This is a genomic window from Pantoea sp. UBA6567 (assembly GCF_002434165.1).
Lineage (GTDB): Bacteria > Pseudomonadota > Gammaproteobacteria > Enterobacterales > Enterobacteriaceae > Pantoea > Pantoea eucrina.
Window position 1 is genome coordinate 1434600 of sequence record NZ_DJJN01000006.1, and the last position, 22949, is coordinate 1457548.

General features: G+C 57.2%; 23 protein-coding genes. 12 read left to right on the forward strand and 11 right to left on the reverse strand.

Annotated features, from left to right (window positions below):
• The first annotated feature begins 66 nt into the window (after positions 1–66).
• The gene (locus B4M48_RS12795) at positions 67–1068 is read left to right on the forward strand and encodes a LacI family DNA-binding transcriptional regulator (RefSeq protein WP_288656854.1); all 1002 of its coding nucleotides are present in this window, start codon (positions 67–69) and stop codon (positions 1066–1068) included.
• An 11-nt stretch (positions 1069–1079) separates the two neighbouring features.
• Here the strand turns inward: B4M48_RS12795 and B4M48_RS12800 are convergent, their stop codons facing one another.
• Entirely contained in the window at positions 1080–1952 is an 873-nt protein-coding gene (locus tag B4M48_RS12800) for a helix-turn-helix domain-containing protein (protein ID WP_039385598.1), read from the reverse strand.
• 182 nt (positions 1953–2134) lie between these two features.
• Between B4M48_RS12800 and B4M48_RS12805 the strand changes: the two genes are divergently transcribed.
• The gene (locus B4M48_RS12805; protein ID WP_039379378.1) at positions 2135–3034 is read left to right on the forward strand and encodes a DMT family transporter; all 900 of its coding nucleotides are present in this window, start codon (positions 2135–2137) and stop codon (positions 3032–3034) included.
• Between the two features lie 37 nt (positions 3035–3071).
• On the opposite strand, the gene B4M48_RS12810 is transcribed toward B4M48_RS12805, so the two are convergent.
• Positions 3072–3311: a hypothetical protein gene (locus tag B4M48_RS12810; RefSeq protein WP_039379380.1), complete on the reverse strand. Its 240-nt coding sequence runs from the start codon at positions 3309–3311 to the stop codon at positions 3072–3074.
• Between the two features lie 257 nt (positions 3312–3568).
• Here B4M48_RS12810 and B4M48_RS12815 point away from each other — a divergent pair, with 257 nt between their 5' ends.
• The gene (locus B4M48_RS12815) at positions 3569–4786 is read left to right on the forward strand and encodes an L-lactate MFS transporter (RefSeq protein WP_039379382.1); all 1218 of its coding nucleotides are present in this window, start codon (positions 3569–3571) and stop codon (positions 4784–4786) included.
• Positions 4787–5043: 257 nt separating this feature from the next.
• The gene (locus tag B4M48_RS12820) at positions 5044–5190 is read left to right on the forward strand and encodes a hypothetical protein (RefSeq protein ID WP_166714036.1); all 147 of its coding nucleotides are present in this window, start codon (positions 5044–5046) and stop codon (positions 5188–5190) included.
• Positions 5191–5259: 69 nt separating this feature from the next.
• Here the strand turns inward: B4M48_RS12820 and B4M48_RS12825 are convergent, their stop codons facing one another.
• The 4 genes from B4M48_RS12825 to B4M48_RS12840 all read right to left on the reverse strand — a co-directional run bounded on the left by B4M48_RS12825 (position 5260) and on the right by B4M48_RS12840 (position 7857).
• A complete protein-coding gene (locus B4M48_RS12825) occupies positions 5260–5541 on the reverse strand; it encodes a hypothetical protein (protein ID WP_039379385.1) in 282 nt (93 codons plus the stop codon).
• A 255-nt stretch (positions 5542–5796) separates the two neighbouring features.
• Complete coding sequence (locus tag B4M48_RS12830; protein ID WP_039379387.1) at positions 5797–6600, reverse strand: hypothetical protein; 804 nt, start codon at positions 6598–6600, stop codon at positions 5797–5799.
• A gap of 9 nt (positions 6601–6609) precedes the next feature.
• Complete coding sequence (locus B4M48_RS12835) at positions 6610–7062, reverse strand: universal stress protein (RefSeq protein ID WP_039379390.1); 453 nt, start codon at positions 7060–7062, stop codon at positions 6610–6612.
• A 6-nt stretch (positions 7063–7068) separates the two neighbouring features.
• Positions 7069–7857 (reverse strand): IclR family transcriptional regulator, encoded by a 789-nt coding sequence (locus B4M48_RS12840; RefSeq protein WP_039379392.1) that lies wholly within the window; start codon positions 7855–7857, stop codon positions 7069–7071.
• 152 nt (positions 7858–8009) lie between these two features.
• On the opposite strand from B4M48_RS12840, the gene B4M48_RS12845 reads away from it, so the two are divergent.
• From B4M48_RS12845 to ypdK, 3 genes are all read left to right on the forward strand, one after another.
• Entirely contained in the window at positions 8010–9614 is a 1605-nt protein-coding gene (locus tag B4M48_RS12845; RefSeq protein ID WP_071668072.1) for an MFS transporter, read from the forward strand.
• A gap of 1 nt (position 9615) precedes the next feature.
• Positions 9616–10644 carry an HlyD family secretion protein gene (locus B4M48_RS12850; RefSeq protein ID WP_283340917.1) on the forward strand — a complete coding sequence of 343 codons (1029 nt, stop codon included), beginning with the start codon at positions 9616–9618 and terminating at the stop codon, positions 10642–10644.
• A gap of 200 nt (positions 10645–10844) precedes the next feature.
• Positions 10845–10916 (forward strand): membrane protein YpdK, encoded by a 72-nt coding sequence (gene ypdK, locus B4M48_RS12855; protein ID WP_006120362.1) that lies wholly within the window; start codon positions 10845–10847, stop codon positions 10914–10916.
• 41 nt (positions 10917–10957) lie between these two features.
• On the opposite strand, the gene alaC is transcribed toward ypdK, so the two are convergent.
• Both alaC and B4M48_RS12865 read right to left on the reverse strand, forming a co-directional pair.
• Entirely contained in the window at positions 10958–12193 is a 1236-nt protein-coding gene (alaC, locus tag B4M48_RS12860) for an alanine transaminase (protein ID WP_039379399.1), read from the reverse strand.
• Between the two features lie 119 nt (positions 12194–12312).
• Positions 12313–12837 carry a GNAT family N-acetyltransferase gene (locus B4M48_RS12865; RefSeq protein ID WP_039379402.1) on the reverse strand — a complete coding sequence of 175 codons (525 nt, stop codon included), beginning with the start codon at positions 12835–12837 and terminating at the stop codon, positions 12313–12315.
• A gap of 213 nt (positions 12838–13050) precedes the next feature.
• Here B4M48_RS12865 and B4M48_RS12870 point away from each other — a divergent pair, with 213 nt between their 5' ends.
• Positions 13051–14742, forward strand: coding sequence for a sensor histidine kinase (locus B4M48_RS12870; RefSeq protein WP_288656973.1), 1692 nt, complete (start codon positions 13051–13053; stop codon positions 14740–14742).
• The gene (locus B4M48_RS12875; protein WP_039379407.1) at positions 14739–15461 is read left to right on the forward strand and encodes a LytR/AlgR family response regulator transcription factor; all 723 of its coding nucleotides are present in this window, start codon (positions 14739–14741) and stop codon (positions 15459–15461) included. The genes B4M48_RS12870 and B4M48_RS12875 overlap by 4 nt, the downstream gene beginning before the upstream one ends.
• Before the next feature lie 30 nt (positions 15462–15491).
• Here the strand turns inward: B4M48_RS12875 and glk are convergent, their stop codons facing one another.
• Positions 15492–16457, reverse strand: coding sequence for a glucokinase (glk, locus tag B4M48_RS12880; protein ID WP_039379409.1), 966 nt, complete (start codon positions 16455–16457; stop codon positions 15492–15494).
• 152 nt (positions 16458–16609) lie between these two features.
• Positions 16610–18265: an alpha-keto acid decarboxylase family protein gene (locus tag B4M48_RS12885; protein ID WP_250341271.1), complete on the reverse strand. Its 1656-nt coding sequence runs from the start codon at positions 18263–18265 to the stop codon at positions 16610–16612.
• Between the two features lie 215 nt (positions 18266–18480).
• Between B4M48_RS12885 and B4M48_RS12890 the strand changes: the two genes are divergently transcribed.
• Both B4M48_RS12890 and B4M48_RS12895 read left to right on the forward strand, forming a co-directional pair.
• Positions 18481–19470 (forward strand): aldo/keto reductase, encoded by a 990-nt coding sequence (locus B4M48_RS12890; protein WP_288656861.1) that lies wholly within the window; start codon positions 18481–18483, stop codon positions 19468–19470.
• A gap of 148 nt (positions 19471–19618) precedes the next feature.
• Complete coding sequence (locus B4M48_RS12895; RefSeq protein ID WP_052246436.1) at positions 19619–20002, forward strand: DUF2502 domain-containing protein; 384 nt, start codon at positions 19619–19621, stop codon at positions 20000–20002.
• 34 nt (positions 20003–20036) lie between these two features.
• Here the strand turns inward: B4M48_RS12895 and B4M48_RS12900 are convergent, their stop codons facing one another.
• On the reverse strand, positions 20037–21278 hold the full coding sequence (locus B4M48_RS12900) for an Nramp family divalent metal transporter (protein ID WP_288656863.1): 1242 nt from the start codon (positions 21276–21278) through the stop codon (positions 20037–20039).
• A 366-nt stretch (positions 21279–21644) separates the two neighbouring features.
• Between B4M48_RS12900 and B4M48_RS12905 the strand changes: the two genes are divergently transcribed.
• Complete coding sequence (locus tag B4M48_RS12905) at positions 21645–22835, forward strand: NupC/NupG family nucleoside CNT transporter (RefSeq protein ID WP_039379419.1); 1191 nt, start codon at positions 21645–21647, stop codon at positions 22833–22835.
• Positions 22836–22949: the final 114 nt, after the last annotated feature.

Here is a 22949-nt window from a genome sequence, read left to right on the forward strand (position 1 = left end):
AACGCGGTACGATCTGCCATGATTGACTCATGATACAAAATGACAGGGTTGATTAAGGAGCCAGACTTGGCAGCAGGACGGGGACGCAAGGCAACGCTGGCAAGCGTTGCTGCCCAGGCAAACGTAAGCAAAATTACCGCCTCGCGCGCTTTTTCACAGCCGGAGAAAGTGCATCCGGAGACGCTGCAGCGCATTCACGCTACCGCAGAGCAGTTGGGCTATGTGATGAATACGGCTGCGCGCAGCCTGCGGGCGAAAAGCAGTAAAACCATCGGGATCGTCAACCCCGATATGGCAAACCCCTTCTTTGGCGGCCTGACGCGTCTGATGACGCTGGAGGCGAACAAGCTGGGCTACGATACGCTGGTTTTTGACTCCTGTGAGTCGCAGGAGAATGAGAACCGTATTATCGATAAGCTGATTGGGTATAACGTTGATGCCATTATTCTGTCGGTGATCTCCAACGATCTCCACTATCACCCGGCCTATATGAGACGGCTGGAGACGCTGAATATACCGGTGGTGCTGATCGACCGCGAGCTGCAGGTTTCCCACTGCAGCGGCGTCTATATTGATAACCTCGACTGCGGCCTGCAGACCGGTCGCTGGCTGGCGGAACAGGGGGCGCAGCGTATTGTCGTGGTCTCCGGCCCGGAAAAGTCGAACGTTGCGCGTGAGCGCGTGCTCGGCCTGCAGGCCGCGCTGCAGGGAAAAGCTGCTTCGCTTGAGGTGCTCTATGCCGACTTTTTTATGGATGCGGCCTGGCAGGAGACCCGGCGCTGGCTGAAACAGCACCCCGCCCCTGATTACTTCGTGGGGTGTAACAATCAGATCTCACTCGGCATTATCAAAGCCTGTATCGAACACAAACTCAGTCTGCAGCAGCAGGTAAAGCTGTTCAGCATTGATGAGGTCACGCAGGCGGATATTTATGGCTTTCACTTTCCCTGCATCGCGCACGATCTGCAGAGCATCGCCTGGCAGGCGCTGAATCTGGCGCTCCGGCGTATTAACGAAAGCGACAGCAAGCCGGGCAAAGTTATCGTGCGGGGTGAAGTGCTTCCCTGACGACGCGCTTTTTACCGGCTAAAGTCCTGCCGCCACGCGGAGGGCGCCACGCCGTGCAGCTGGCGGAACCGGTTACTGAAATGGCTGGCGGAGTGAAAACCGCAGCGCAGTGCAATCTCCGTTAGCGGCAGGGTGCTGTGCATCAGCAGCTCTTTCGCCACCGCCATGCGGCGCTGCATCACATATTGGTGCGGCGCGCTGCCGGTGCTGCTGCGAAACATACGCGCAAAATGATATTCGCTGAGCGCAGCTTCTGCGGCCAGCCGCGCCAGCGTCAGCGGCTGATCGAGCTGCGCATCAATCAGGGCAATGATCCGGCGCAGCACGGCGGGTGCCAGGCCGCCCCGCACGGCGGGCAGCTGCCACTGCACATCGCTGTAGCGATGCAGCAGATGCGTCAGCAGCAGCGTCGATGCGCTGCTCAGCATCAGCTGATTGGCGGGCTGCTGCCAGCTGACGCTGAGCAAAAAATGGCGATAGAGCTGCGTAATGCGATCGTCATCAGCAAAAATCTTCTCCTGCAGATTCAGACTGGCTGGCGTGCGATCCCAGATCTGTTCGCCAAGCTGGCGTAAATGGGTATCGGTGCAGTAGAGGTGCACGAATGCGAGGTCGGCCCGCAGATCCCAGGTGGACTCCATACCGGACGGCATCAGGCAGAAACGATCCGGGGCGCCACCGTTGCGCCACCCGTGCGCGGTTTTATGCCAGGTATCATACCCCTCTTCGATATAGAGGCTCAGGGTATGGTGATCGCTGTGGTTGGTTACGCGGTCGCCGCTATTAAACCAGGCTGCCAGCCGGATCCCGCCTGAAAGCGGTACGCTATCACGCAGCTGAGCCTTTCGGTTTTTTAGCATAGTAAAGGTCTGGTAATCGGACATTGCGCACATCACATCGGCAGCGGTTAACCAGCAGTTTACCCGTCCGGACGATGGAAAACAGCGCGGCAGTCGGTGTGAGAATGAAAAAAGCGCAAGTTTTTGCAAGTGCTGCGCAATCGGGTGCAAGCGCCCGCCCGCGCCTGCGCGGATACTGTCGTCCTGTCTCTGCCGGAGTATTAACGATGAATGTAGTGCTGTATCTGAGCGTGGTGCTGATCTGGGGCACCACCTGGCTGGCGATCTTTCTGCAGCAGGACGCAGCCACCACGCCGGTCTATGTGGCTGTTTTCTGGCGCTTTCTCTTCGCCTCGCTGCTGATGCTGGCGCTGCTGACGCTGTGCCGCCGTCTGCGATCGCTGGACAGGCGCGATCATCTGTTTTGTCTGCTGCAGGGAGGCTGTGTTTTTGGCTTCAACTTTGTCTGCTTTTATTATGCAGCAGCCTGGATCAGCACCGGTCTGGAGTCGGTGATTTTTTCCATGGCGGTGATCTTTAACGCGCTCAACGGCTGGCTCTTTTTTGGCCAGCGTCCGCCGCTGCGCCTGGTGCCTGCCGCGCTGCTCGGTATGGGCGGTATCGTCGCGCTCTTCTGGAGCGATATTCGCGCGGCGCACCCCTCGCCGCAGCTGTTATGGGGCGCGGGCCTGAGTGCGCTGGGCACCTTTGGCTTTTCGCTGGGTAATATGATTTCAGCCCGGCATCAGCGCCGCCAGCGCGATATTCTCACCACTAACAGTTACGCCATGCTCTACGGCGCGCTGATCATGGCGGTAATGGCATGGCTTAATGGCGATGCGCTGCAGCTGCCGCGCAATCTGCAGTGGCTGGGCGCGATGAGTTATCTGGCGCTGTTTGGTTCTGTGATTGGATTTGGCGCTTACTTCACGCTGGTGGGTCGCATCGGTGCCAGTCAGGCGGCCTACAGTACGCTACTTTTTCCGCTGGTTGCGCTGACGCTCTCGACAATTTATGAAGGCTATCAGTGGCACGCTAATGCCGTGGCGGGACTGACGCTGATTTTGCTGGGCAACCTGGTGATGTTTATGCGCTGGCCGGTGCGCCGCGCACTGCGGCTGGCCTGACAGCAGAAGCGGGCGTGCAGCCCGCTCTGCTCATCCTCTAACGCCAGCCACCTGCGCCGGACTGAAGCTGCTGCGGCTGATTAAGGGCTTTTCTGGCGATCCAGTAAAGCATTACCCGCTCATCATCCCTGTCACGATCGGCCATAGCCAGCAGCTTTAACGACAGCGTGGCTTTGTTGACAGGCTGATGTTCATCGCTCAATTCGATCACCGCCTGACCGATAAGACAGCAGACTTCATCTCCACTGGATACGGATTCATATGCTCGGTCTTTCATATTTCCTCCCGTTGGTTGAAATATAAGCCTGGCAAACATCCCGGACTCTGCAGCAAAATCGCCTCGCTTAACATACCTGGTTACATATGCTTATCGCAGGACATACCGGGACGTGAATTGTCACGCTGCTGCCATTCATACCGGAAAAACGGCATTTCATTCTGTTTCTCTGACCGCTGAAGCGGGATCCGGCCGCGGCTACGCGCGTGCGCGCTAAGCTGCCAGCAGACTCCATATTCCCGGACGGGAGAATCACCATGACCACAGCCTCAACGGCGCACTACCAGCGCACCCGCATACTGACTCTGATCGGCACTGTCATTACCCAGCTTGCGCTGGGGTCAGTGTATACCTGGAGCCTCTTTAACGGCGCGCTGGCGCATAAACTGCACGAATCAGTCAGTCAGGTTGCTTTCTCCTTTGGGTTGCTCAGCCTGGGGCTGGCTATCGCCTCCTCGCTGGCAGGCAAGCTGCAGGAGCGTTTTGGCGTGCGTAATGTGACTATCGGAGCCGGCATCCTGATGGCAGCCGGATTCTGGCTGACCGCGCAGGCTGATAACCTGATGATGCTTTATCTGAGCGCCGGTATTCTGGTGGGCCTGGCAGATGGTGCGGGCTACCTGATGACGCTATCCAATTGTGTAAAGTGGTTTCCTGAGCGCAAAGGCCTTATCTCCGCCTGTTCAATCGGCGCCTACGGTCTGGGGAGTCTCGGCTTCAAATTTATCTGCGGCACCCTGCTGGATGCTGTTGGCCTGGAGAACACCTTCATGATCTGGGGCGTGCTGGCGATGAGCATGATGTTCTGCGGCGCGCTGCTGATGCGCGATGCGCCAGTGCGCGCTGCCAGCAACAATCCACAGCATGCCGGACGCGACTTTACGCTGGCACAGGCGGTTCGCCTGCCGCAATACTGGATGCTGGCGCTGATGTTCCTCACCGCCTGTATGAGCGGCCTGTATGTGATCGGCGTAGCGAAAGATATCGGCGAAGGAATGGTGCACCTTACGCCGCAGATAGCCGCCAGTGCCGTAACGGTTATCGCCATTGCCAACCTTAGCGGCCGGTTAACGCTGGGGGTACTGTCAGACAAAATGGCCCGTATCCGGGTGATCTCACTGGCGCAATGTATTGCGCTCGCGGGCATGAGTATTTTGCTGTTTACCCGTATGAACGAAACCACTTTTTTTGTCTCGCTGGCCTGCGTAGCCTTCAGCTTCGGTGGCACAATCACCGTTTTCCCGGCGCTGATCAGCGACTTCTTTGGCCTGAACAACCTGACAAAAAATTACGGGCTGATCTACCTCGGGTTTGGTATTGGCAGCGTGCTCGGCTCGCTGGTCGCCTCCCTGTTCGGTGGCTTTACCGTTACCTTTAGTCTGATCATGACGCTGCTGGTTATTTCGCTGCTGCTTTCACTGAGCGTTCGTCAGCCGCGCCGTCAGGCAATTAACAGGCCTGCACTGCATAATTAACTTACAGGCGAGCGCTGTTATCCTGAGCGCTCGCATTTTTATTTTTCATCCGCAGGCGCGAATTATTGTCTTTCAGAATTATCGCGCTAATATAGCCTGCTATTCAGCTTATTCTGATTCAAATAGAAAAACCCGCTTTCCCGATCTTTTATTTAGACACATCTGGCAATATTTATCTAAATAACTCTACATTTGCTGCATCTTCACTCCACTATTCCGGCGTAATCTGACCTCACTGGAAAAGAGGAGGTCTTTCCATGAAAAAGCTTATTTCGTTAACGTCGATAGCGGTTATGGTCAGTTTGCTCAGCGGATGTATTATTGAGCACGACCGTGGCCGCGGCGCTGGCTGGGGTCATGACCGCGGCTGGCATCATGGCCACCACGGGCATCGTCACGGATAATCGGGCAAAGCGCACACAGCACTAATAAAAAAATAAATAAGCAGGGCGGGAATATATCCCGCCCTTTTTTTAGCTTTTAATCGCGTAATTACACTGATACCAGGCTTTCTTTAATCCTGGCAGATGACTGTCCTGAGCAGGCAGCGAATCCACTTTATCAAAACCCCGCTCGCTGCAGTAATTTGCCAGGTCAACATTCATGGCATCCCGATTAAGGCTATGCGGGTCGTAACGATATTGAACGGTGTTGGACGTATTATCTTCATCTACACGTTCAAATCCGCCAGGCTGATTAACGCTGCAGCCCGCCAGCATAATGAGCGCTAACGCGCCGGTAACGATATTTTTCATTCAGGTGTCCTCTTCAGGCGTCGAAGTGTAAACAACGATGCCACCGCGCGCCTATAGGAAAACGCGCGAAACAGTGTTAAGACCAGTGTTTTTGCCAATTGAATCAATAAAACCAAACGGCTTTTCTTATCATATGACAACTGCGATAGTGCAGTCAGACCACACGATGTCTGCTCCACACCAGGTAATATCAATAATAAGAAGATGTAACAAAGTGACCTTTGTGCCCGCGCTGAGCGGGCTTTTTTTCACCGGTTAGCCGTTGCTGTGCACCATATTACGTAAAAGGCCGGCGGCGCGCTTAGCAGGCAATGCGAGAATGGCGCTGTAGAGATCGATAGACATAGCACACAGCGCGCTGCGATCGACGGCGGTATCAGCCGGCTGATTAAGCTGCTGAAGTTTATTGCCCCATTTTCCATAAAGCCTGTCAACTATCTCACGCAGATCGCGGCGGGCCAGCGTCTGGTCGGTCTGCTGCTCTGCCCCCTGGCTGCTCAGCAGCAGGGCTTCAAGCGCATGACCGTCGCGCTGATAGAGTGCCGGAGTGAGCACCTCCTGCAGATTGATGCCGCCGCTGACCTGCGGATAGAGGAACTGAAAACAGCGCTGCGGACTCTGCTGCTGCAGCGCCTGCATCTCTTCCACCGACACCTGAACATAGGCGATCACTGCATCATCGCTGGCGCGGGTCATACGTTTATTGACGATATCAGTCAGCCAGCCCCGCAGGTCGCCCAGCGCCTGTTCGGCGGAAACGCCCTGCTGCAGCTTATGCCGCAGTTCACGATTCAGTAATTGCCACAGCTCCGGCTCCTGAACCCTAAGCAGGCGATAGCCTGGCGCCGCGCTGAGCCGCTGCGCAACCGCCTCCATCTGTATCTTCTCTGCCTGACGCGGATGCAGCCAGCTAAACCAGATCAGATTAGCTGCCACAAGCGGCAGGATAAACAGCAGCACCCCCTGCCAGGCTCGCAGCGCCGTGGTGCGTACCAGCATCACAATCACCAGCGCCAGCAGTGCAAAAGCGGCCAGCACCGAAATAAAAAGCAGCGTCATAGTACGGCGTTAATCCTTACGCACGTCCAGCAGAACCGGACAGGTCGCGCGTTCGATCACTGCCGCGCTGACCGAGCCTTTCAGCAGCCGGTTAAGCGGCGAGAGGTGCCGGCGTCCCATGATAATCATACTGGCGCGCAGTGCCGCAGCCTGCGCCACAATGGTTTCAGCGGCTTCACCCGCCAGGATGACGCCTCTGGCATTCACACCCGCCCGCAGCAGCGGAGCCAGCGCATGACGCACCACCATCTCGGCGGTGTTCTGCTCATCTTTTGCCGCGACAAAATCATCCGGATCTTCACCGGCGTCAATTTCGATAGGCTGGCTGCAGGCTGAATAGGCGGGATCGATACAGCACAGCACCGTGACCGGGGCGTTGAGCGCCAGCGCCTGTTCAAGGGTCAGCGCAATCACTTTCTCCGCGACCGGTGAGTTATCGATAGCCATTAACAACATTTTCATGAGTCGTTACCTCTTCTCCACAGCGGTTATTTTGCCAATTTCGCGCAGCAGCGCCTCTTTACAGGTGATGATCTCTTTGCGATAGCGCGCTTCATGTTGCGCAAAGCGCGCGCCGGGAACCAGCAGCGAGATAGAGAAACGTCCGAACAGTGTGTCAATGGCGACCGCCAGGGTGGTGATCCCTTCAAGCGTTTCACCGCGATCGATCGCCAGGCCACTGCTGCGTACTTCAGCAATCAGCGCCATCAGCTGCGGCAGCGTTTTTACCGTTTTATCCGTGAGTTCCTGCCAGGCATCGCCCACCAGCAGCTGTACATCTTCATCGCTCTCCAGCGCCAGCAGCGCCCGGCCGCCGGAGGTACTGTAGAGCGGCAGATTAAGCCCCATCCGCGGTACGACCCGCAGCTCGCGCGGCGCCACGACATAATGAACGATCGCCAGCTGCGTCCCGCTGGCGCGCGCCAGCGAGACGGTTTCATTAACCGTTGCTGAGAGCTGTTCCAGCAGCGGACGCGCCAGCTCCACCACATCTGTATGGACGCTGGAGATCAGTTTCAGCAGAGCTGGCCCCAGCCTGAGGCCCCCTGCCCCGCTACTGCGCACCAGTTGAGCGCTGTCGAGCGCCGCCACGATGCGCTGTACCGTGGAGCGTGGCAGGTTCACCACCTGCGCAATTTCGCCCAGACTCATGCCGCCGGGATGTTCACCCAGCGCATGTAAAATTTTTGCCGCACGCGCAATGACCTGAATGCCACCCGCTTTTTCATCCTCACGGCCTGAGGCAGATCCCACCATAATGCGTTCCTTATGAGCCTGCTTTACTGTAGCGCGAATGATCGCACTTTTGTACCTGCGTATCACATTGCAATACATCATACCGGCATGTAAGATGCGCGGCCTGTATCACATCGTAATACACTGCATCATAATTTCATGAGAGTTCTGCTATGACCGCTTCGCCCGCTGCTCCGCCAGCTCCGCACCCGTTTACACTGCGCCTGGCTCTCGGGCTGGCGGGCGTGCTGATCGCGGCGCTGACGTCAGGACTCAACGATCGGGTCACGGATATTGCGCTGGCAGATATCCGCGCCGCTATCGGTATCAGTCACGATCGCGGCAGCTGGATTGTCTCCGGCTATCAGGCGGCTGAAGTCGCCGCAATGATGATCGCGCCCTGGTTCGCCGTCACCTTTTCTCTGCGCCGCTTTGCCCTGGTGGTTTCTGCCGGCTTTATGCTGTGCGGCCTGGTGCTGCCGCTGACGCAGGATGCGACGCTGTTTATTGCGCTGCGCGTGCTGCAGGGTATCTTTGGCGGCGCGCTGCCGCCCTTGCTGATGACAGTGGCGCTGCGCTTTCTGCCGCCGCCGATCAAACTCTATGGCCTGGGCGCCTATGCGCTCACCGCCACCTTTGGCCCCAATATGGCGGCCTCGCTGGCGGCGTTCTGGACCGATGAAGTGGGCTGGACGTTTGTGTTCTGGCAGGTAGTCCCGGCCATGCTGCTGGCAATGACGCTGATTGCCTGGGGACTGCCGCAGGATCCGCTGCGCCTGGAGCGCTTTCGGCAGATCGACCTGTTTGGCATGCTTACCGGCTGCGCCGGCATGGCGCTGCTGATTCTGGCCCTGACTCAGGGGGAACGGCTGGACTGGCTCAGCTCACCGCTGTTTACCGCCATGCTGCTGGGTGCGCTGGCGCTGCTGACGGTGTTTCTGATTAACGAGTGGTTTCATCCGCTGCCGCTGTTCAGGCTGCAGATGCTGCGCCGTTCCAACCTGGCGCACGGCCTGCTGGCGCTGATGGCGGTGCTGATTCTGGCACTCTCCGGTTCAGCGCTGCCTTCGCTCTATTTTGGTCAGGTAGAGGGATTTCGCACGCTGCAGTTTGCGCCGCTGGCGCTGACCGTGGGCCTGCCGCAGCTGCTGATTGCCCCGCTGATCGCCGCTTTGCTGAACATTCGCCGGGTCGATTGCCGCTGGGTGTTGTGCTGCGGCGTGCTGCTGCTGGTCACCGCCTGCCTGCTGGGAACGCAGATTACCACTGACTGGGCGCGGCAGAATTTCTGGCTGATGCAGATCCTGCAGGCGTTCGGACAGCCGATGGTGATCCTGCCGGTGCTGATGAGTGCCACCAGCGTTGTGGCGCCGCCGGAGGGCCCTTTTGCCTCTGCCATGTTCAACACCGTACGCGGTTTTTCCAGCATTGCGGCCAGCACGCTGGTGGAGTGGTTTATCAGCCATCGCGAACAGTTCCATTCGCATGTACTGGTAGATCAGGCGGCCAGCCGTAGCTGGCTGATGACCGCGACCAGCAGCGCGCAGGCAGGCAGCAGCACTCCCCTGCTGCCGGACGGCAGCGCCAGTAGCGTGCAGAACCTGAGCGGATTTGCCGCCCTGCTGAAACATCAGGCGCTGGTACTCAGCCTGAGCGACGCCTGGCTGATGCTGACCACCTTTGGCGCCCTGCTGCTGCTGCTGACGCTCTGTCTGGCGCACCGCGTCTGGCCGCCTCAAACATTGATTCAACCTGTTACGCCACGTCGGGAAAACTGATATGCAACTCTCTGCTGTAAAAAGAACGGCGCTGCTAAGCGCCCTGTTAGTGCTGCTGCTCGCGCTCGCCTTTCTCCTCTGGCGTGCCATGACCACCAACGATCATCGCACCGATGATGCCTGGGTTAATGCGGATTACACGCTGGTCGCCCCCAAAGTTTCAGGCTATATCGCCCGGGTCAGCGTGCAGGATAACCAGCACGTCCGGGCGGGCGATCTGCTGGCAACGCTTGACGATCGCGATTTTCGCGTGGCGCTGGAAACCGCGCGCGCTTCGCTGCAGGTCAGCGAGGCTAAGCGGCTAAGCACCCAGGCGCAGCTGGCGCAGCAGCAGGCGACGATTAATCAGGCAAAAGCGACGCTGGCGGCCAGTGAGGCAGCGGCCCGCTACGCCGGCCAGAACGCCGCACGTTATAATCAGCTTTATAAAAGTGGCACCATTGCGGCTGACGATCAGCAAAAAGCGGATACTAACCAGCGTTCCGCTTCGGCGACGGCACGACAGAGTGAGGCGGCGCTGGACGCGGCGCTTAAGCAGGTTAATGTCCTGCAGGCGGCCGTGCGTCAGGCGGAGGCGGATGTCGCAGTCGCGCAGGCGAATGTCGACCAGGCGCAGCTTAATCTCTCTTATACCCGTATTGTTGCGCCGGTAGAGGGCACGGTCGGCCAGCGTACCGTACGTCCGGGCGCCTATGTCAGTGCCGGCAGCCGCCTGCTGGCAGTGGTGCCGCTGCAGCAGCTCTACATTACGGCTAACTATCTGGAAACCCAGCTGACCGACGTGCGGCCAGGGCAAAAGGTCAGCGTTACTGTTGATGCGCTACCGGATAAAACCTTTACCGGGCGTATCGACAGCATTGCGCCGGCAACAGGGGCAACCTTCTCGGCAATTTCACCTGATAATGCAACGGGTAACTACACTAAAGTGGTTCAGCGTCTGCCGGTAAAGATTGTGCTTGATGCGGGTCAGCCCGATCTGGCGCAGCTGCGCGTCGGCATGTCGGCGATCCCGCACATTCAGACCCAATAAATTGTGAGCAATATCTCAGAACCGGCCTATTTATTTCTGGATCGATTCCGCGTAAATTAGCGCCCGATCCTGTTCCGGTCTGGCCGGGACCACCTGAGTAGAAAGCGTGTAGCGTTAATGAACTCCACCTTTCTCTTATTCTGTTCGGGTTACGCTGGTCTGGGATCGCCATCACGGTAACCGCACAGAGGAGTTATGTTGTGAAATACGCTTTGATGGGCATCTCTTTTTTCGTGTTGCTTTGGGTCGGCACCTTTGTGCTGATGCTCTGAGTACCGGACGGGGCGACCATACCAGTCGCCCCGACGCACGCTTAACGCGTCTCTTCTGCTTCTTTTACCGCTCCCGGTAAGATACCGTCGGCGCGGAACATCGCCTTAATTCCCCGCACCGCCTGACGAATGCGATCGCTGTTTTCAATCAGCGCAAAGCGCACGTGTGTATCACCATATTCACCAAAACCGATGCCCGGCGACACGCAGACTTTGGCCTCCTGCAGCAGCAGTTTGGCAAACTCCAGCGAGCCAAGATGCGCGTAGCGTTCCGGGATTTTTGCCCAGACGTACATCGATGCCTTAGGCAGATCCACCATCCAGCCCGCTTCATGCAGCCCTTTTACCAGCACATCACGCCGGCGCTTATACTGCTCAGCGATATCGCGCACGCACTGCTGATCGCCCTCCAGCGCGGCAATGGCTGCCACCTGTAGCGGCGTGAATGTCCCGTAATCGTGATAGCTTTTGATGCGTGCCAGCGCCGCTACCAGCTCTTTGTTTCCTGTCATGAAACCGATACGCCATCCCGCCATATTGTAGCTTTTGGAGAGCGTAAAGAACTCTACCGCCACGTCGCGCGCACCCGGCACCTGCATGATTGAGGGCGCTTTCCAGCCGTCGTAGGTGATGTCAGCGTAGGCGAGATCGTGGATCACCAGCACGTTATACTGTTTTGCCAGCGCAATAACCCGTTCAAAAAAGTCGAGTTCGACGCACTGAGCGGTGGGATTAGAAGGGAAGCCGAGGATCATCATTTTCGGCTTTGGATAGCTTTCGCGAATTGCACGCTCCAGCTCAGTAAAGAAATCCACGCCCGCGACCAGCGGCACGGAGCGAACCTGCGCCCCGGCGATCACCGCGCCATAAATATGGATAGGATAGCTGGGGTTGGGCACCAGCACGGTGTCACCATGATCGAGCGTGGCGAGCATCAGGTGCGCCAGTCCCTCTTTGGAGCCGATAGTCACAATCGCTTCTGACTCCGGATCGATATCCACCTGATAGCGCTCAGCGTACCAGCGCGAAATCGCCCGGCGCAGGCGCGGAATACCTTTTGAGGTGGAGTAGCCGTGCGTATCTTCACGCTGCGCCACCTGACAGAGCTTTTCCACAATATGCGGCGGCGTAGCGCCATCCGGATTCCCCATTGAAAAGTCGATAATATCTTCGCCGCGCCGACGCGCAGCCATCTTCAGTTCAGCGGTGATGTTGAATACGTATGGGGGAAGGCGTTCTATACGCGAGAAACGACGGGGTATGCTGTTATCAGCCATGATGTCCTCAGGATTACGTGAGCGCCCGGACCGTCCGAGCGACGCGGATCACTTGCTGTGACCTCACCCCGAACATAACGCGCTGTGACCTGCGCTGTCGAGAGCAGCAGAAAATTTTTTTATTTTTCGGGATTCAGGCAGCCAAACACCCAATCGTTTACCCACTCTCCGTTTAGCAGATAATTATCCCGCAGAGTCCCCTCCAGCATAAAATTATTCTTTTCCAGAATACGTCGGGATGGCCAGTTACCCTCAATCACCAGCGCTTTCAGCTTATGAAATTCTGCGCTGAACAGAAAGTGAACCAGCGCCGCCAGCGCTTCGCTACCGTAGCCCTGCCCGATGTGGCTATGGCGCAGCATATAGCCAACTTCCGCCTGGCGATAAGGGTGCCACTCGGCGCTGCAGCCAAACAGGCCTATCGGTTCCTGATTTGTTTGCAGGCGCGCCACCAGGCACAGCATATGAAAGCTGGCGGGCTGCCACGGCGCCAGGCGTTCATTGAAACGCTGACGAATGTCGTTTTCATCGGGAATTTCGCTTACCCAGGTCATGGTGGCAGCGTCTTCATGTACCGCTTTGAAGATCTGCCAGTCCTCCGGCTGCAACCGGCTCAGGGTTAATCGCGGGGTCTGAAGTTGCATGGCGGCGCTCCGCTACGGGGAATAGTGCAACATAGCAAACTGCCGCAGCGACAGCCAGGGCGCCATTAATGGCGCCCCTACGCGCCTCCGCACGGGCCGCATTTATGCGGCCCGTTAAACCCGGAGCGCTATGCTGGCGCATTGCGCGCGCATTTTTTATTATGACGCCACCGATATTCTGTCCCGGAAATGCCTGTGCCCTTCCATTTTGACATGCTGCTGGCGGTATTCGATCGCGCAGCGCTGATGCTCATCTGCCTCTTTTTTCTCACCCGCACCCGGGTATTGCGCCAGCTGCTGCAGAAAGATGAACACACGCTGAGCGAGAAAGCGATCGTCACCCTGATTTTCTCGCTGTTTGCGCTGTTCAGCACCTGGTCCGGCGTGGCGGTGGATGGCTCGCTGCTGAATGTCCGCGTCATTGCGGTGATGGCGGGCGGCATTCTGTTTGGCCCCTGGGTGGGCGTGACGACCGGCGTCATTGCCGGGCTGCACCGCTTCCTGATCGACATAGATGGCGTCACGTCAGTACCCTGCCTGATCACCAGCATTGTGGCCGGTATCGCCTCTGGCGTAATTAATCGCCGGGTCAGCAAAGAGCAGCGCTGGGGGGCCGGCATAGTGGGCGGCATGCTGTGCGAGGCGCTGACTATGCTGCTGATCCTGTTATGGGCAAAGCCTGCAGCGCTCGGCCTGACGATTGTCTCGGAAATCGCCCTGCCGATGATTCTGGGTGCCTCCAGTATCGGATTGATTGTGCTGCTGGTGCAGAGCGTGGAGGGAGAAAAAGAGGCGATTGCCGCCCGGCAGGCCAAACTTGCGCTGGAGATAGCGAATAAAACGCTGCCGCTGTTTCGGCAGGTAAACAGCGATGCGCTGCGCGAAGTGTGCGATATTATCCGGCGCGACATCCACGCTGATGCGGTTGCAATTACCAATACGCAGCAGATTCAGGCGTATGTCGGCTATGGTGAACAGAACTACCATAATGGCGATGATGGCATCAGCCCCACTACCGCACAGGCGATTGCCAGCGGAAAAATCATCATCAAAAACAACGACGAAGCGCATCGCACGCGCGATATTCACTCGATGCTGGTGATCCCGCTCTGGGAGCAGGGTCAGGTGACCGGCACGCTGAAAATTTACTATCGCCGGGCGCATCGCATTACCGGCTCGCTGAAAGAGATGGCTATCGGGCTGTCGCAGATTATCTCGACCCAGCTGGAGGTATCGCGCGCTGAGCAGCTGCGTGAAATGGCCAATAAGGCGGAACTCCGTGCCCTGCAGAGCAAAATTAACCCTCACTTTTTGTTTAATGCCCTGAACGCTATCTCTGCCTCAATCCGGATGAATCCCGATACTGCCCGTCAGCTGGTTATCAACCTGTCGCGCTACCTGCGCTACAACCTTGAACTCAATGAGGATGAGCTGATCGATATCAAGAAAGAGCTGTGGCAGGTAAAAGATTATATTGCCATTGAGCAGGCGCGCTTCGGCGATAAGCTGTCAATGATCTACGATATCGACGACGATCTGCACTTTACTCTGCCCAGCCTGCTGATTCAGCCGCTGGTGGAAAATGCTATTGTGCACGGCATTCAGCCATGCCGGGGCAAAGGCGTGGTGACGCTCAGCGTGAAAGATCTGGGCGATCGGGTGCGTATCGCCGTACGCGACACCGGACCGGGGATCAGCGACGAGGTGATCCGTCGCGTTGCGCGCAATGAGGTGCCGGGCAATAAAATTGGCCTGCTGAACGTTCACCATCGTGTCAGACTGCTGACCGGCCAGGGGCTGATTATCATGCGTCACCAGCCGGGAACGGAAATCGCCTTTAGCCTGCCGAAAAACAGCCAGCCTCTTCCTGCCGCGCTCAGCGTTCAACCGGAAATAACAGTATGAAAGCCATAATAGTGGAAGATGAATTTCTGGCGCGCCAGGAGCTCAGCTGGATGATTCAGCAGCATAGTCAGATCACGGTTGAAGCAAGCTTTGATGACGGGCTGGATGTGCTGAAATATCTGCAGACGCACCGGGTCGACGTGATTTTCCTCGATATTAATATTCCGTCGCTCGATGGCATGCTGCTGGCGCAGAATATTCATCAGTTTACCCACAAGCCCCTGATTGTTTTTATCACTGCCTGGAAAGATTATGCGGTGGAGGCGTTTGAACTCGACGCGTTTGACTACATCCTCAAGCCCTATCATGAGGCGCGCATCATCACCATGCTGAATAAGCTGGAGGCCACCACGCAGCCGCCGCCGCCGCAGAACAGCCCGGCTGTTGCGCCGCAGACGGTGAATCTGCAGAAAGATGAGCGCATCATCGTTACCGATATCAACGATATTTACTATGTGGAAGCGCATGAGAAGCTGACGTTTGTGTATACGCGGCGGGAAGCCTACGTGATGTCAGTGGCCATCAGTGAGTTCTGCAGCCGGCTGCCGGAGGCGCTGTTTTTTCGCTGTCATCGCTCTTACTGTGTGAACCTGAGTAAAATTCGCGAGATAGAGCCGTGGTTTAATAATACCTATCTGGTGAAGCTGCGCGATCTGGAAGCGCAGGTACCGGTAAGCCGCAGCAAAGCCAGACCGTTCCGGCAGCTGATGCGGCTGTAAGGCGGACGACCCGCGCCGTCCGCCGCTGTGTCAGAGCACGCGGCCCAGCGCCTGACGCAGATGCGCGCCGGCACCCAGCAGGCCGGGCTGATCGTGCGTGATCATATACACCGGAATATCGACCAGATAGTCGCGGAAACGTCCCTTATCTTCAAACGCCGCGCGAAAACCGGAGGCTTTGAAAAAGTCGAGGAAGCGCGGCACGATGCCGCCCGCAATATAAACGCCACCAAAGGTGCCGAGGTTCAGCGCCAGGTTGCCGCCAAAGCGTCCCATGATCACGCAGAACAGCGTCAGCGCGCGACGGCAGTCGATACAGGTGTCCTGCAGTGCCCGCTCGGTCACATCTTTGGGCTTGAGGTTTTGCGGCTCGCGCGCGTCAGATTTCACAATCGCGCGGTAAAGGTTGACCAGTCCGGCTCCTGACAGCACGCGCTCGGCAGAAACGTGGCCCATCTCTGCACGCAGCACTTCGAGGATCTGATCTTCCTCTTCGCTGTTCGGCGCGAAATCGACGTGGCCGCCCTCACCCGGCAGACTGACCCAGCGCTGATTGACATGTACCAGATGACTGACGCCCAGTCCGGTGCCCGCACCGTAGATAGCGATCGGCTTATCTTTAACCGGCGCTTTGCCGCCAAACTGGATCACTTCGTTTTCCGTCAGCATCGGGATCGCCATAGAGACGGCGGTGAAGTCGTTGATAATTTCCAGCGTGCTGAAGCCCAGATTCTGTTTCATCTGGCGCGTTGAGAATGCCCAGTCGTGGTTGGTCATCTCGACCCAGTCTTCGGTGATCGGACAGGCGATAGCGATACAGCCATCAGTCACTGCCTGCTGCTGTTCCGCCAGATAGAAACGGATAACGGCTTCAAGATTGTCGTAGTCTGATGTGGAGAATGTTTTGGCGTGTGAGATGGCGCCGGTCTCTACCTCACACAGCGCGAGACGAGCGTTAGTACCGCCCACATCGCCGACCAGGGCGTATTTTGTCATTCTTCTGCTGCTCCGCTTGGGTCATAAATAGTGGCAAACACTATAGAAGCCTGCCAATAAAACAACAACGCCCGCCGGTGAGGCGGACGCTGTTAATCCAGTGTGATGCACAGCCTGGCGATTGTCAGGCCATCTGTATAGAGGCAACTTTCTTAAACTGCACCACTATTACGCTGATGCAGGGCGGCGGTAACTTTGCGCAGCAGCGGCGGCAGATCCTGTTTTTCCATTACCACTTCAATCAGCGACAAACGCGCGGTTTTGCTGACCACCGCCATCGCCGCCTCCAGCTGCGCGGTTTCGCTGACCCGCCAGCTCTGCGCCGCCCCTTCCAGGCTCATCGCCTGCGGCAGTGCGGTCCAGTTCCAGCGCGCAATGTCATTATAACGCTGTTCCGGACCGTGAATGGCGCGCTCTACGGTATAGCCGTCGTTATTGAGCAGGAAAATCACCGGGCGCTGGCCGTCACGCTGCATGGAGCCCAGCTCCTGAATAGTCAGCTGTGCTGAGCCATCGCCAATGATCAGGATCACCCGGCTGTCGGGCCGCGCCGTCTGCGCACCAAACGCCGCCGGCAGCGTATAGCCAATCGATCCCCACAGCGGCTGTACCAGCAGCTGCGCCCCCTCCGGCAGCTGCAGGTCCGCTGCGCCAAATGCCGCCGTACCCTGATCGGCAAGGATAATATCACCCGGCAGCAGGAAGTGCTGCATTGCCTGCCAGAATGCCTGCTGAGTGATTATCCCTGCAGCAATCTGATGATTTTCCTCGCACTGCATGCTCTCTCCGGTCGGCCAGCGCTGGCAGTGACGCTGATAAACCGGCTGCAGCGCCGCCAGCGCCGCCTTCATTGGCAGCGCAAAGCGCTCGCCCGCCACACAGCTGTGAAACGGCTGGATATCGATAACGCGTTCAGGGGAGAGCTGCTGGGTAAAGCCCGCGGTCAGCGTGTCGGTAAAGCGCACCCCTGCGCACAGCGTCACATCCGTCTCCTCAATCGCCCTGCGGATAGCCATGCTGCTGCCCGCCGCCGCGTAAGTGCCGACAAAACCAGACTGCTGTTCATTCAGCACGCCTTTGCCCATCAGCAGCGTCGCTGACGGGATCGCGCGCAGCTCACGCAGTCCGGCCAGCTGTGCGGCAGCCCCCCAGCGTGCGGCGAGAAAATCAGCCAGCAGCGCCACGCGCTGTGCCGGTGCCAGCAGACGCTCAGCCGCCGCCGCAAAGGCTGCAGCGGCATCTGCGTTTTCGCTGTGCGGCTCAGCGCGGGCTGACGGCGGGGTTATCGCTGCCGCGGCCACATCCACCGCCAGCAGCAGATAGCCCGGCCGGTGCTCATGCAGTGCGGTGCTTACCACGCGATCGATTTCTGCCGCGGCGTTCTCTGCGGTAAGCACCGCTGTCGCGGCGTTGACCTCCTGCGCCATGCGCAGAAAATGGTGAAAATCACCGTCGCCCAGCGAATGGTGCACGCACTCCCCCTGCTGCTGCACCGTCAGCGCCGGCGCACCGACAATCTGGATCACCGGCACATACTCGGCATAGCTGCCGGCGATGCCGTTAATCGCGCTCAGCTCACCCACGCCAAAGGTGGTCAGCAGCGCTGCCGCGCCCTGACAGCGGCCATAGCCGTCAGCGGCATAGGCGGCGTTAAGCTCGTTGGCACAGCCGACCCAGGCGATCGCCGGATGCGCGATCACGCTATCGAGAAACTGCAGATTGTAGTCGCCCGGCACGCCAAACAGGTGACGGATGCCCGCCTCATCCAGCCTCTGTAATAGATAGTCGCTTACGGTGAATCTCTTCATCAGATGCTCCTTCCAGGGGGAATGTTCTGGAGTATCAGCGATGGCTTTGAAAGGAAGCGACTTTTTAACCGCGATTGCGCCGGGCTGAATGGCAAGCATTCGTTACGGCGTGATATCTCTCTGCAGAATGGGATCTTTCACGCTTTTTAGCGCAGTGTAAACGCATACACTAACTGGCCGGAATACTCATTTCTATTGCAGGATAACTCTAAGCCATGCCTCTTTTTCCTCATCCCGATCGTTATCAGCAGATGCACTATCGCCGCAGTGGCCAGAGCGGGCTGAAACTGCCCGCTATTTCACTGGGGCTCTGGCACAACTTTGGCGACGCGACGCGCGTCGATACCAGTCGCGAACTGCTGCGCCACGCCTTTAACTGCGGCATTACTCATTTCGATCTGGCCAATAACTATGGTCCTCCGCCCGGTTCTGCAGAGAGCAACTTCGGTCGTATTTTGCGGGAAGATTTCTCCGGCCTGCGCGATGAGCTGGTGATCTCTACCAAAGCGGGATACACCATGTGGGACGGCCCTTATGGTGACTGGGGGTCGCGTAAATACCTGATCGCCAGCCTCGATCAGAGCCTGAAACGCATGGGGCTGGAGTATGTGGATATTTTTTATCACCATCGTCCCGACCCGCATACGCCGCTGGAAGAGACGATGCGCGCGCTCGATCACTGCGTCCGTCAGGGCAAAGCGCTCCATGTTGCGCTCTCTAACTATCCGGCTGAGCAGGCCGCACGCGCTATAGCGCTGCTGCGTGAGCTCGGTACGCCCTGTCTGATTCATCAGCCGCGCTATTCGCTGTTTGAACGCGGCCCGGAACAGGGCCTGCTGGATATGCTGGGCGAACAGGGAACCGGCTGCATCGCCTTTTCACCGCTGGCGGGCGGCATACTGACCGATCGCTATTTAGCGGGCATCCCGCAGGATTCGCGTGCTGCCAGCGGCAGTAAATTCCTGAATGAGGACCAGCTTACCGCAGAGAAAATGGAAAAAGTCCGGCAGCTGCAGGTGCTGGCGCAGCAGCGCGGGCAGAAGCTGGCGCAGATGGCGCTGAGCTGGGTGTTACGCGATCCGCGCATCACTTCAGTGCTGATTGGCGCCAGCAAAATTGCGCAGATCGACGACGCAGTAGCGATGCTAAGCCAGCCGGCGCTGACTCCTGAAGAGCTGCAGGCGATCGATCGGATCCTGATGTAACCGCTCTCTTTTACGGCAGCAGGGGCGGTTAACTAACCGCATATTCTGCTGCCGTCGTACTTTTTCAGACTAACTCTCAAGGCTAAGCTGGTCCGATGTGGCACACTGGTCTGACGATAGCAGTGATAAGCTGTCGCAAGGAGATAACATGAAATCTGCACTTTTCGTTGCCGTTTTGCTGGCAACATTATCGCCGCTGGTGCCACACACAGCCCATGCTACCAGCGCTACCATCGATCTTGCCCCCGGCGTCAGTTTACAGCTGGGAGAACGTGACCGTCGCGGCTATTACTGGGATGGCGGGAACTGGCGCGAACCGCGCTGGTGGAACGACCGCTACCAGTATAATGAACATCGCTGGTGGCGCCATGAAGAGTGGAAGCGTCATAAAGCGTGGGAGCGAGACCGCGAACATGAACGACGCCGGCATGAGCGGGAGCGCTGGCGTGAACAGGATCGTCATCATGAACGGGAACGTCGCGCGCACTGGCGACACGGTGGCCCGCCGCATCCTCATGACCACCATCACTAAACCTTCTCCCGGCGCCTTCGCGCCGGTTTTTACGCTACCAGCCGAGCGCTTCTCCCACCAGTAAATAGATGTTCAGTGCCACGACCAGCATCACAATCAGGCGGCCGGTGTTCTGCATCAGTCGGGAGTTGACCAGTTCATCCCCCATCAGCTCACGATTCCCGGTAAACGCCAGCAGCGGGATCAGCGCCAGCGCAATACCAAAACTCAGCAGCACCTGACTCATCACCAGAATGCGCGTCGGGTCCCAGCCAGCCCAGATAACAATAAATGAGGGCAGCATAGTAATTACCCGCCGGACCCACAGCGGAATATGAAACCGGATAAAGCCCTGCATCACCACCTGCCCTGCCAGGGTGCCGACCACCGTGGAGGAGAGTCCGGCCGCCACCAGGCTCAATCCAAATACAATCGCTGCGGCCTGCCCGAGCAGCGGCTCCAGCGTCAGATACGCCTGGTCAAGATCGACAATGGAGGTGTGTCCGCTGAAGTGAAACGCCGCCGCCGCCGTGGCCATCATTGCCAGGTTCACGAAGCCGGCAATGGTCATCGCAATCGCCACATCCAGTTTGGTGGAGGAGTAGCGTTCGGCTTTGGTGCCTTTATTACCGTGCTGGGTCAGCGCTGAATGCAGATAGATAACGTGCGGCATAATGGTGGCACCCAGTACACCGGCTGCCAGAAATACCGCGTCAGACCCCGGTAACGAAGGCAGGGCCATCCCGGTAACGAGCTGGCTGACGCTGGGCTGGGAGAAAAAGAGCTCAACGATATAGGCCGCGGCAACAAACAGCAGCAGGCCACCAATCACCCGCTCCAGCGGTTTCTGTCCGCGGCTTTGCAGCATCAGGATCAAAAAGGTCGCAATGCCGGTCAGTACGGCGCCCTGCAGCAGTGAGATGCCAAGCAGCAGCTTAAAGCCCAGCGCGGCACCGATAAACTCTGCCAGGTCGGTCGCCATCGCGATGATTTCGGCCTGCACCCAGTAAAACCAGACGGCGGGACGCGGGAAACGGTCGCGTATGTGCTCCGCCAGGTTTTTACCGGTTGCGATCCCCAGCTTGGCTGACATCAGCTGGATCAGCATCGCCATGACGTTTGCCCAGACCACCACCCACAGCAGCTTATAGCCATAGGCGGCTCCTGCCTGAATGTTGGTGGCAAAGTTACCCGGATCGATATAACCGATAGCGGCGATAAACGCAGGCCCCAGCAGGGCGAGCTTAAGTTTTCTGGCTCCGCGGGCGGCGCGCTCTACGGTGCGGCTTTCTGACATAGTGTGATCCTGTCCTGACGCGTGTAGACCCGCTGAGTTTAAGGGGCCTTACAGGCAAGTGAAATCTGGTTATATTTATCGCAGTAATAGATAGTGCTATAAAGTATAGCCAATGCTATACATCAACGCAAAGATCGGCCTCTGACAAAGCATAGAACGGATTTACTCTACGCCCGGAACAAATTATAAACAATCTCTGTGTGGATAAATTGTGTGAGCGGTTTGTTACGGTGATGTGAGCAGGCAGAGTTATCCGCAAAAAATTGCGATACTGAATACTTATAATGCGGGTTTGATCTCGTTTTTAAGTAACGTGTTACATAGAATACGCAGCAAAATACAACCCTCCTCAAATTTGGAGCCGATATGTCCCATATTTTGCATTTCCTTTTAGCACTGGTGGTCGTCGGCGTGCTGGCCCTGCTGGTCAGTCACGACCGTAAAAGTATTCGCTTTCGCTATATCGCACAGCTTTTAGTGATTGAACTCCTGCTGGCGTGGTTTTTCCTGACCTCTGAGGCGGGACTGGGCTTTGTTAAGGGCTTTGCCAGCATGTTTGATTACCTGCTGAAATATGCAGGTGAAGGCACCAATTTTGTGTTTGGCGGCATGAACGAAAAGGGACTCGCCTTCTTCTTCCTTAATGTTTTATGCCCTATCGTCTTTATTTCTGCGCTGATCGGTATTTTGCAGCATTTCCGCATTCTGCCGTGGATCATCCGCGGTATCGGAACCGTGCTGTCAAAAGTGAACGGCATGGGCAAGCTGGAGTCTTTTAACGCCGTCAGTTCTCTGATTCTGGGACAGTCAGAAAACTTCATCGCGTATAAAGATATTCTCGGCAAAATGTCGCAGCGTCGTATGTACACCATGGCGGCCACCGCTATGTCGACCGTATCGATGTCCATTGTTGGCGCCTACATGACCATGCTGCAGCCAAAGTATGTGGTTGCCGCACTGGTGCTGAATATGTTCAGTACCTTTATCGTTCTGTCGCTGATCAACCCTTACCGCGTAGAGAACGAAGAAGATCTGCAGCTGCAGGATCTGCATAAAGGTCAGAGCTTCTTTGAGATGCTGGGTGAATATATTCTTGCCGGATTTAAAGTGGCGATTATCGTTGCGGCTATGCTGATTGGCTTTATTGCCCTGATCTCCGGTCTGAATGCGCTGTTTGACCTGATTTTTGGTATCAGCTTCCAGGGCGTGCTGGGCTATGTATTCTATCCGTTTGCCTGGGTGATGGGTGTTCCGGCTCATGAAGCGCTGCAGGTAGGCAGTATCATGGCCACCAAACTGGTCTCTAACGAATTTGTGGCGATGATGGATCTGCAGAAAGTTGCAGGCCAGCTGTCACCTAACGCAGAGGGCATTCTTTCGGTGTTCCTGGTATCGTTCGCTAACTTTTCATCCATCGGGATTGTGGCTGGCGCGATTAAAGGACTGCATGAAGAACAGGGCAACGTGGTATCACGCTTTGGCCTGAAACTGCTCTACGGTTCAACGCTGGTCAGCGTGCTCTCAGCTGCCATTGCCGGTCTGGTACTCGCTTTCTGATTATCAGGGCGGGCTTCGGCTCGCCCTGCTCTCCTGCTCAGCCGTTACGCCTTCAGCACCACGCTTCCCGCTTTTCTCTGCGCTTTCTGCACATCACTGATTTTCATCAACGGA

Coding starts and splice junctions, on each gene's coding strand:
- B4M48_RS12895 (WP_052246436.1), top strand. CDS start 19,619: ATGAAATCTGCACTTTTCGTTGCCGTTTTGCTGGCAACATTATCGCCG.
- B4M48_RS12815 (WP_039379382.1), top strand. CDS start 3,569: ATGACCACAGCCTCAACGGCGCACTACCAGCGCACCCGCATACTGACT.
- B4M48_RS12810 (WP_039379380.1), bottom strand. CDS start 3,311: ATGAAAGACCGAGCATATGAATCCGTATCCAGTGGAGATGAAGTCTGC.
- B4M48_RS12825 (WP_039379385.1), bottom strand. CDS start 5,541: ATGAAAAATATCGTTACCGGCGCGTTAGCGCTCATTATGCTGGCGGGC.
- B4M48_RS12845 (WP_071668072.1), top strand. CDS start 8,010: ATGACCGCTTCGCCCGCTGCTCCGCCAGCTCCGCACCCGTTTACACTG.
- glk (WP_039379409.1), bottom strand. CDS start 16,457: ATGACAAAATACGCCCTGGTCGGCGATGTGGGCGGTACTAACGCTCGT.
- B4M48_RS12820 (WP_166714036.1), top strand. CDS start 5,044: ATGAAAAAGCTTATTTCGTTAACGTCGATAGCGGTTATGGTCAGTTTG.
- B4M48_RS12905 (WP_039379419.1), top strand. CDS start 21,645: ATGTCCCATATTTTGCATTTCCTTTTAGCACTGGTGGTCGTCGGCGTG.
- B4M48_RS12900 (WP_288656863.1), bottom strand. CDS start 21,278: ATGTCAGAAAGCCGCACCGTAGAGCGCGCCGCCCGCGGAGCCAGAAAA.
- B4M48_RS12850 (WP_283340917.1), top strand. CDS start 9,616: ATGCAACTCTCTGCTGTAAAAAGAACGGCGCTGCTAAGCGCCCTGTTA.
- B4M48_RS12890 (WP_288656861.1), top strand. CDS start 18,481: ATGCCTCTTTTTCCTCATCCCGATCGTTATCAGCAGATGCACTATCGC.
- B4M48_RS12875 (WP_039379407.1), top strand. CDS start 14,739: ATGAAAGCCATAATAGTGGAAGATGAATTTCTGGCGCGCCAGGAGCTC.
- B4M48_RS12805 (WP_039379378.1), top strand. CDS start 2,135: ATGAATGTAGTGCTGTATCTGAGCGTGGTGCTGATCTGGGGCACCACC.
- B4M48_RS12800 (WP_039385598.1), bottom strand. CDS start 1,952: ATGTCCGATTACCAGACCTTTACTATGCTAAAAAACCGAAAGGCTCAG.
- B4M48_RS12865 (WP_039379402.1), bottom strand. CDS start 12,837: ATGCAACTTCAGACCCCGCGATTAACCCTGAGCCGGTTGCAGCCGGAG.
- B4M48_RS12840 (WP_039379392.1), bottom strand. CDS start 7,857: ATGGTGGGATCTGCCTCAGGCCGTGAGGATGAAAAAGCGGGTGGCATT.
- B4M48_RS12835 (WP_039379390.1), bottom strand. CDS start 7,062: ATGAAAATGTTGTTAATGGCTATCGATAACTCACCGGTCGCGGAGAAA.
- B4M48_RS12885 (WP_250341271.1), bottom strand. CDS start 18,265: ATGAAGAGATTCACCGTAAGCGACTATCTATTACAGAGGCTGGATGAG.
- alaC (WP_039379399.1), bottom strand. CDS start 12,193: ATGGCTGATAACAGCATACCCCGTCGTTTCTCGCGTATAGAACGCCTT.
- B4M48_RS12870 (WP_288656973.1), top strand. CDS start 13,051: ATGCTGCTGGCGGTATTCGATCGCGCAGCGCTGATGCTCATCTGCCTC.
- B4M48_RS12830 (WP_039379387.1), bottom strand. CDS start 6,600: ATGACGCTGCTTTTTATTTCGGTGCTGGCCGCTTTTGCACTGCTGGCG.